The following is an 8,585-nucleotide window of genomic DNA, read 5'->3' on the forward strand; positions in this document are numbered from 1 at the left end:
ATTTAAAAATCAACCTATTGTCGATATGGTTGTTAAATTAAAAACCTAACTAAACTGGTGTGTTTAGTCAGGTTTTGTCTTATCAATGATTAGTTGCGTTTTACATTAACCCAACCATTTGCGCAAACACTGGGACAATAACATCGACAATCAAGCCAATGACCACCATTGAAATAGAAGCCATTGCGCCTTCTGTTTCACCAATTTCGATTGCTTTAGCTGACCCGATCGCATGTCCGGCCGTCCCAAAAGATAAACCGAGACCAATGGGATCTTGATCCAACTTGAACCAACGAATGAGTTTGTCCGCTAACGCGTAGATGACCACAGCATTTACGATCACTGCCATCGCCGTGATTGACGAGGCAAAGGCGCCCGCCTCACCACCACCAGCAATGACGGCAGAAATTGGCAAGGCAATGGCCGTGGTAGCTGCTTGTGGCAACATCGCGATGGTGGCAATTTGTGATAGACCAAAGAGTTTCGATACCCCAAAAATAAGCATCAACGCAACTGTTAAACCAATGATTAAGGTCGAGAAAATTCTTAACCAGTATTGTTTGACCATATCGCGCTTTTTATACAGCGGGATGGCAAAGGCCATGGTTGCTGGACTCAAAAACCAGAACACAATGTCGCCACCAGCCTTATATTGCTGATAAAAATGACTCATTGGTTGCTTAAATATCCCGGCAAAACTCACAAGCACCAAGATTCCCAAAATCATACCAATAAACAACGGCTGGAAGATGAAAATGGGATACTTTTTGAATAATTGTTGTCCGATCCAGTAAACAAAAATTGTTAAGAAAATGCCCCAGAATGGTGTATTAAGAATATTAATCATTGTAGGCGCCTCGTACGATTTTAGTGCGCTTTGCGCTGAATTTGCCGGCAATTTTAGAAATGATTTTAGAGGTGTAGGCCACCGACAACAACAAAATAATAGTAGCTAAGATAACGACGACAATGATTTTAATGCCTTCCTCTCGGAATAAATGCAAAGAATTAGCTAACGAAATGCCTGACGGTACAAATAGCAACCCAATCATCCCCAAGAGATTTTGTGATAACTTCTCGACTTGCTCCAATCGGACCAGTCCACTGGTTAAACAAAGAAATAATAAGATTAAGCCGATCAACGGTGTTGGCACTGGAAATTGCGGTAAGATAACACTCATCCCCAATGATATTAAATAAGATACCAACAGAATTGCACTAAAAATGAGAAACTGGGTTAATATTGGCGCAGCTGGTTTTTCGTGATGATTTTTCATGATTCTCTCCTCTTTTTCTTCATGAAAGCGCTTACACTACACAAACTATTCTACGCTTTTATTCGAAAATTACAACACTTATACCGTAATATAACAAATATCATTATTGCATAACATCAAGACAAATCGCTGACAATATAAAAAGCCGATCCCTAAACGACATCGGCTTTTTATATTGATTTTTGCAGCATAATCACAATGATGAGCCATTAAATTTTGATATTCTTACCAAACCATTCTTGCAAAATCTGGTATTTTGTGTTGAATTCAAATGCAAACGGATAGGTCTTGCCTGTATCTTGACGAATCAAATCACCGCGTGCAATAAAGGCATTACCATCTGGTTCCCAAGTCGTTTTTAAGTTTACGATTTGATCCTTATCAAACAGCTTGCTAAAGCTAGTACCCTGTTCTTCACTTTCTAAGCTTTTCGCCACAGCATCGTTGATATTTTGGCTCCCAAGATCCTGCCCATCAACATACGTACTACCTGCGTAATTGTCAGGATCTGCCAGATACGTGCCAAAGCCCGCATCGGTAAACAGCTCACCATTAATCCGCTTAACCACTTTATTTGTGTCGATTTGTGGTGCTGGGCTAGTATGTGGCTGCCCCTGTGATTGCCGGATGAATAACAACAGGATAATCCCCAACAACGCCACGATTCCTACCAAAGAACCAAACATCAACTTTTGCTTATTTGTCATGTCTTCCCCCCTCTTTTCACCGACAAACAGACAAAACATTGCCGGTGCTGTTCATTCATTTTTGGCACCACTCACAACGCATAAAAACAGTTTGTTGCAATCAATGTCTCATACGTTGCTCCCCCAGGTGCCTTTAACAGATATTATTTTATCAAAATTTTTTTTAACTCGATACCACAATGCTCCTAAGTAGTCAATGAATGAAAATGGTGTACGTGCTTAACATAAACAAAAAACAACAACCGTTTTAAAGTTGTTGTTTTTACTGTGTTGTTAAAACCTATCGCAAATAAGTTTGTATCGTTTAAAAAAGCTGTTTAATTTTATTTGCCATTATTCTGATAGGTAGCAATGTTTCCCAAGGATGCGATTGATAAACACCTTTGATAAATCGATCCATTTCAGCTGTCATTTCCCAAGCGTCGCTAATAGCTACCTTCTCGAAAAAAATAGGTTGATCTTGCGGCCACTGTGCGAGTATGCCCAAATCAGCGATCATTACTTTGGCAATGACTGGATAACCACCATGTGTTGCACGATCAGCTAATAAAATAATTGGCTGACCATCACGTGAAATTTGTATGGCACCGTTCATATTGGCTTCTGAAAGTAAGTTTTCAGTTTTAGCATTAATTTTAGGCCCGTCTAAACGATAGCCCATCCGATCAATATGCTTACCTAAATGAAATGCTTGGCTTAATAATTTTTCCCAGTCCTTATTAGAAAACCAATCTGATTCCGGCCCGTCAACAATCCGAACTTTATGGCGAGTTGTCAAACTAACCAGCTGATTAGGCATTTGTGGTGATAATTTTGGCTGCAGTCGAGGCCATGCTTCTGTCAAAGATAAAATTGGTAGTACGTCGCCTTGTCCTAATGATCTCCCGTCAAAACCACCTAGTTTTATTGATAAACTCGTTGATCGTGATCCCATACGCGTCGGGACCTGTACACCACCTGCAACACTTAAATAGATAAATCGCCCCTGTGTGATTTGCGTAAAATCCAGCACATCGTTTTCTTTCACCAAAATTGGCATATCTTGACTAACCACTTCATCATTACGTTTCACTAATGCGCGCGCGCCTGTTAAAGCAACAATTGTCTGACTTAAAAATTGGATTTTTCCGCCCGTGATAGCAAACTCTATGCTAGCGGAATTATCGCTTGGACAATTACCAACCAGCGCGTTACCAATTTGATAAGCAAAGTTATCCATTACACCGGAATTTGGTAGGCCCTCACCTTGGTGACCAATTCTACCGGTATCTTGAACTGTTGCTAACGTACCAGCAGTTAAGATTTTAATTGCATTCATTGTATCGATGCCCCCGCAAAAAAGTCATTGAAATGTACACCGGCCAATTGTTGGAATTCGCGTTTATCAATTGCATAAAATTGTACCCTATCTCCAGCATGAAAGCTTATTTCGGGACGATTAGCATCAAATACGACTAATGGTGTTCGTCCGATAATTTGCCACCCGCCAGGCGATACGACAGGATAATAACCAGTTTGCTGACCAGCAATGCCAATCGACCCAGCTGGAATACGTAAGCGCGGCGTTTCTTTTCGTGGTGTATGCAGTTTCTCATCTAAACCACCAAGATAAGCAAATCCTGGTAAAAATCCTAACATATAGATTCTATAGGTATGACTCGTATGTAAACGAATAACCTCTGCCACAGACAAATCATGATACTTCGCAACCTCAAGTAAGTCCAGGCCCACTGTTTTATCGTATAATACTGGTACGTGATACAGTCGGCTGTCGCTATTCGTATCAATATTTATTTGTTGCTCTAACTGTGTCCGTAGAAAATTTTGAAAAGTTACAATATCGATAACTAGTGGATCAAAAACAAATGTCACCACACGATAAGCCGGTATAATATCCAACAAACCGTTAATATGTTGACTTTCTACCAATTTAGCTATGGCTAAAACCTGGCGATTAATCGTTTCGGAAATAACATTTTCAAAGACAACATTAATGCTGGTATCACCGGAAAACATAATTTTTGGTGTCATATTTTCTCCTTTTATAAGGTATTGATCAGTGTTTCAATACCAGCAAATGCCATGAATAGGACAACAAGCCAACCAAAAATACTTAACAGTATTGGATGTTTATAGGTATCCCCCATAATCTTATGCTTATGTGCGCCAACTAGTAAAATAGCTAAAGCAATTGGTAAGATGAGACCGTTAATTGCACCAACAATCACTAAAATTTGAGCTGGTTTGCCAATGATATAAAAGACCAAGGTAGAAAGTGCAATAAAACTAATGACTAAGTAAGGACGATACTTTTGGAATTTTGCAGCCCCTTCTGAAGAGTGCGAATAATTTAAAAATGATACAGATGTAAATGTTGAGCCAAGAACTGATGTCATACCGGCGGCAAATAACAGTAAGCCAAAAAACTTATAACCAAAGTTACCAGCGGCAATTTGAAAGATAGCGGCTGCTGGGTTGGCAGGGTCAAGCTTATGCCCCGCCATGACGACTGCAAGGCCTGCTAAAAATAACATCACACGAATGACTGAAGCAATACCGATACCAGAAAGGGCACCTTCATTAACGTATTTCAAACCTTTTTGACCACGAATGCCACCTTCTAACAAACGATGACCACCAGCAAAAGAAATATACCCACCTACTGTCCCACCAACAATTGTAACAATTGAGTAGAAATTGATATCAGTCGGTAGAAAAGTATGTTTAACCGCTGCACTAACGGGCACAGTTGTCACAGACAGAATGTAGATTAAAACAGCAATTTTAACAACTGCTAAGACTTGGACTGTCCGATCCATTACGACTAGCGCATTGCGAACGACGAACACGATAATTGCCAAAAGCGCTGCTATAATCGCCCCGTTTTCTGCCGAAAATACCAAACAACACATTTAGTCCAAGACCTGCCCCAGCAACATTCCCAATATTAAAGAAAAAGCCACCCACAACAATTAAGAAGGTTAAAAAGTAACCCAATCCCGGGAAAATATCGTTGGCAATTTGCTGCGCATGTTTACCAGAAACGGTAATAATACGCCAAATATTTATCTGCACGACAATATCAATTAAAATAGTGACCAAAATAGCAAAGCCAAAATTTGGCCCTAATTGACTTGTAAATGCTGCAGTTTGGGTTAAGAAACCTGGCCCAACAGCAGACATTGCCATAACAAAGGCAGCGCCCATTGCGACAGATCGTGCGCTTCTTTTGTTAATTGATGAAACATTATTTTTTGTGTCGTTTTGAGCCATATTTTTTATCCTCTTGTTGTGATATCACTAGTAACGTCAATTTGTTTATGGCGTAGTAACTGCTTAATGTGTCGTGCTAGTTCTACCGCCGCTTGATTATCACCGTGCACACAAATTGAGTCCACAGTTAAGGGCACAGTTTCCCCAGTGATTGCCACCACAGACTGATTGATTACCATGTCTAATGCGCGTTGTGCAGCTTCTTGTGGATCTAAAATCATTGCATTTGGTTGTGTCCGTGGCACAAGCGTACCATCAGCCTGATAGTTTCTATCGGCAAATACTTCTTGTGCAAATTGCATATGCGCTTCTTTTGCGGCATGAATTAATTCACTGTTTGCTAAGCCATAAATAATGGTTTGCGGATCCACTTGCTGAATGCCAGCTACAACTGCTTTGGCAATATGTCGGTCTTTCGCGGCCATGTTATACAAGGCCCCATGTGCTTTGACATGATGTAACTTATGATCTGGCGTAAACGCGCTCAAAGCCCCCACCTGATACGCAACCATAGCTGTGATGTCACTAGGAGACATGATAATTTCTCGGCGACCAAAGCCCTGTAAATCAGCAAATCCTGGATGGGCACCAATTGCAACGCCCTCATCAATAGCTAATTGAATCGTTTTAGCCATGATTGTTGGATCACCAGCATGAAAGCCACACGCAATGTTCGCAGAGGTAACTTGTTTTAAAATTTCTTGGTCTAAGCCAATGATATATTTTCCAAAACTTTCGCCTAAATCAGCATTAAAATCAACTTTTATCATTTTTTCACACGATTAAATCCTTATTGGGTAAATTGGTAACTAGCATATGACCTGGTGCGTGCGTGATAGCGAAATGCGGTTTTGAAGCCATTACTGCTGCTTGAGGTGTAACGCCACAAGCCCAAAAAACCGGTGTTTCGTCAGCTTTAATTGTTACAGCATCACCAAAATCTGGTTTGGTGAGATCGATAATGCCAATCTCTTCAGGATTACCGATATGAATTGGTGCGCCGTGAACACCGGGCATACGATTTGTCACATTCACTGCGGTTGCAATTTGACTACTTTTGATTGGGCGCATGCTCACAACCATGTTGCCTGAAAAATGACCTGCTGGTAGCAAAGGTATATTGGTATTAAACATTGGCACATTGACTTGTTCCGTAATATGACGAATTTCAATACCAGCTTCAATTAACAAGTCTTCAAAAGAAAAACTACAACCAATCAAAAAACTCACCAAATCATCACGCCAGTAATCTTTCACTGACAACACTTCTGCTGTCAAATTACCATCTTGGTAAATACGATGCTTTGGTAGATCAGTTGTCAAATCAATATCGGTACCTAACCGTAGCAAGTGTCGGTTCCCAATTTCTGTGACTTCTAAGATCGGTATAGGTTTTGGATTCCATTGCGCCAGTAATAAGAAATCATACGCATCTTTTTTTGGTAGAACGATTAAATTTGCTTGTGCAAACCCAGGACATATCCCAGCTGTGGGTTTTTGATACGCATTATTTCTGACTGAATGTCTAAATGCTGTTGGCGTCATAATAACAATCTCCTATTCCTCAAGTTGATAGTCGAGCCAGTCAATATCTGTTCTACTTTCCTCTGAAGTGAAGTCAGGGTGTGTCAAGATACGTAGTAATAAATCCAAATTCGTTTTAACGCCTAATATCACTGTTTCTTCAATAGCGATTTTTAAACGTGTTAAGGCTTCTTGACGATCACGGCCTGATGCAATGATTTTGACAATCATTGCATCATAAAATGGTGGTACTGTGTAACCTTGATATATAGCAGTTTCAACGCGTACGCCTAAACCGGCAGGTAAATGGAGACCGCTAATTGTACCGGATGATTGCGCGGAAACTCTTGCCTCAACAGCAAACTTTTTTTTAGTATCTACAGGTATATCAGCTAGCTTTTGACCGTAGGCTAATTGTAATTGCGCACCTACAATATCAATACCTGAAATCTCCTCAGAAATCGCATGTTCCACTTGAATTCGTGTATTCATCTCCATGAAATAATAACGACCAGGGCCTTGATACAAAAATTCAAAAGTACCTGCACTACGATAGGCCATCTTTTTTGTCGCTTTCAACGCGACATCTAACATCTCAGAGCGTATGGCTGCATCCAGGTACTGACTGGGGGCTTCTTCAATAACTTTTTGATGATGACTTTGAATAGTGCAGTCACGTTCACCCAAGACAATGGCATCTCCTAACCCATCACCTAATACCTGTACTTCAATATGCCGTGGCTGATCAATGAATTTCTCAAGATACATACGACCATCACCAACTGACGCTTTAATTTCGTTCTGGGCAAGCTCGAATAATGATTGAAAACTATCTTGGCTTGGAATCAGTCGCATACCTTTTCCGCCGCCACCAGCAACAGACTTAAGCATCACAGGATAACCAATTTGATTAGCCTGTGTCAAACCAGCATGTACATTATCAAAAAAAACATCACTTCCAGACACAATCGGTACGCCGGTTTCTGACATGAATTGACGTGCACTAGCCTTATCTCCCATTTGAGAAATGGTATCACTTGTTGGGCCAATAAATGTAAGACCCATTGATTCGACTTTACTGGCAAAATCCGCGTTTTCAGACAAAAAGCCATAACCAGGATGAATGGCATCCGCATGTGTAATCTCTGCTGCCGCTAAAATTGCATGTTGGTTCAAATAGCTATCAATCGCATTTGCAGGACCTATTTGGACGGCCTCGTCTGCCATTGCGACATGTAGCGATGCTTTGTCGGCGGACGAATAAACCGCTACTGTTGTGAACCCCAATGTTTTTGCCGCTCGAATAATTCTGACCGCAATTTCACCACGGTTAGCAATTAAAATTTTAAAGTTGTGTTCTACTGTACTGTGCATCACGACAACCTAAACAATTTTTGTCCAAATTCAATTACATCACCATCTTGAACTAAAACCTCCGCAATCACGCCCTCATTATCTGCTAAGATGTTGGTCATCATTTTCATGGCTTCTGCAACACCAACTACAGTCGATTGGGTTACTGTCTGTCCCACTGTAACAAAGGGTGACGATTCAGGATCAGACGCGGCATAAAACGTGCCAATTGTTGGTGATACGATGTAACGCATCTCTTGCTGTGGTTGTTCTTTTGCAATATCTATGCTGTCAGCTATTTGAATCTCACGATTAATGTTTTTTGAGACACTAATTTTCGAATCACCTTTTTTAAATGAGATATGACTAAGGTTATTGTCGTTTAATATTTTTACGATAGCAGCAATGTCATCAATTTCCATGTGTTTTTCACCTTTATTAAATATAAATT

Annotated in this window: 9 protein-coding genes and 1 pseudogene; all 10 read right to left on the reverse strand. The window is 40.4% G+C overall.

Annotation, left to right across the window (positions count from 1 at the left end):
• Nucleotides 1–100: 100 nt before the first annotated feature.
• Nucleotides 101–847 (reverse strand): LrgB family protein, encoded by a 747-nt coding sequence (locus ACW12G_RS04985; protein ID WP_029509426.1) that lies wholly within the window; start codon nucleotides 845–847, stop codon nucleotides 101–103.
• Complete coding sequence (locus ACW12G_RS04990) at nucleotides 840–1,277, reverse strand: CidA/LrgA family protein (protein ID WP_051660646.1); 438 nt, start codon at nucleotides 1,275–1,277, stop codon at nucleotides 840–842. Before ACW12G_RS04990 ends, ACW12G_RS04985 begins: the two co-directional genes overlap by 8 nt.
• A gap of 209 nt (nucleotides 1,278–1,486) precedes the next feature.
• The gene (locus ACW12G_RS04995) at nucleotides 1,487–1,984 is read right to left on the reverse strand and encodes a hypothetical protein (protein WP_455647412.1); all 498 of its coding nucleotides are present in this window, start codon (nucleotides 1,982–1,984) and stop codon (nucleotides 1,487–1,489) included.
• Nucleotides 1,985–2,288: 304 nt separating this feature from the next.
• A complete protein-coding gene (locus tag ACW12G_RS05000; protein WP_455647413.1) occupies nucleotides 2,289–3,302 on the reverse strand; it encodes a 5-oxoprolinase subunit C family protein in 1,014 nt (337 codons plus the stop codon).
• A complete protein-coding gene (gene pxpB, locus ACW12G_RS05005) occupies nucleotides 3,299–4,015 on the reverse strand; it encodes a 5-oxoprolinase subunit PxpB (protein WP_147001364.1) in 717 nt (238 codons plus the stop codon). Before pxpB ends, ACW12G_RS05000 begins: the two co-directional genes overlap by 4 nt.
• An 11-nt stretch (nucleotides 4,016–4,026) precedes the next feature.
• Nucleotides 4,027–5,257: pseudogene (locus ACW12G_RS05010) on the reverse strand (NRAMP family divalent metal transporter).
• A 5-nt stretch (nucleotides 5,258–5,262) separates the two neighbouring features.
• Nucleotides 5,263–6,027, reverse strand: coding sequence for a 5-oxoprolinase subunit PxpA (locus ACW12G_RS05015; RefSeq protein ID WP_141308596.1), 765 nt, complete (start codon nucleotides 6,025–6,027; stop codon nucleotides 5,263–5,265).
• A 4-nt stretch (nucleotides 6,028–6,031) separates the two neighbouring features.
• Nucleotides 6,032–6,802: a putative hydro-lyase gene (locus tag ACW12G_RS05020; RefSeq protein ID WP_455647414.1), complete on the reverse strand. Its 771-nt coding sequence runs from the start codon at nucleotides 6,800–6,802 to the stop codon at nucleotides 6,032–6,034.
• 12 nt (nucleotides 6,803–6,814) lie between these two features.
• A complete protein-coding gene (locus tag ACW12G_RS05025; protein ID WP_455647415.1) occupies nucleotides 6,815–8,155 on the reverse strand; it encodes an acetyl-CoA carboxylase biotin carboxylase subunit in 1,341 nt (446 codons plus the stop codon).
• Nucleotides 8,155–8,585: acetyl-CoA carboxylase biotin carboxyl carrier protein (locus ACW12G_RS05030; protein WP_455647416.1), on the reverse strand; the 431-nt coding region annotated here is incomplete at its 5' end. The genes ACW12G_RS05025 and ACW12G_RS05030, both read right to left, overlap by 1 nt.

It is taken from the genome of Leuconostoc sp. (assembly GCF_965300815.1).

Coding starts and splice junctions, on each gene's coding strand:
- pxpB (WP_147001364.1), bottom strand. CDS start 4,015: ATGACACCAAAAATTATGTTTTCCGGTGATACCAGCATTAATGTTGTC.
- ACW12G_RS04990 (WP_051660646.1), bottom strand. CDS start 1,277: ATGAAAAATCATCACGAAAAACCAGCTGCGCCAATATTAACCCAGTTT.
- ACW12G_RS05000 (WP_455647413.1), bottom strand. CDS start 3,302: ATGAATGCAATTAAAATCTTAACTGCTGGTACGTTAGCAACAGTTCAA.
- ACW12G_RS04985 (WP_029509426.1), bottom strand. CDS start 847: ATGATTAATATTCTTAATACACCATTCTGGGGCATTTTCTTAACAATT.
- ACW12G_RS05015 (WP_141308596.1), bottom strand. CDS start 6,027: ATGATAAAAGTTGATTTTAATGCTGATTTAGGCGAAAGTTTTGGAAAA.
- ACW12G_RS05025 (WP_455647415.1), bottom strand. CDS start 8,155: ATGCACAGTACAGTAGAACACAACTTTAAAATTTTAATTGCTAACCGT.
- ACW12G_RS04995 (WP_455647412.1), bottom strand. CDS start 1,984: ATGACAAATAAGCAAAAGTTGATGTTTGGTTCTTTGGTAGGAATCGTG.
- ACW12G_RS05020 (WP_455647414.1), bottom strand. CDS start 6,802: ATGACGCCAACAGCATTTAGACATTCAGTCAGAAATAATGCGTATCAA.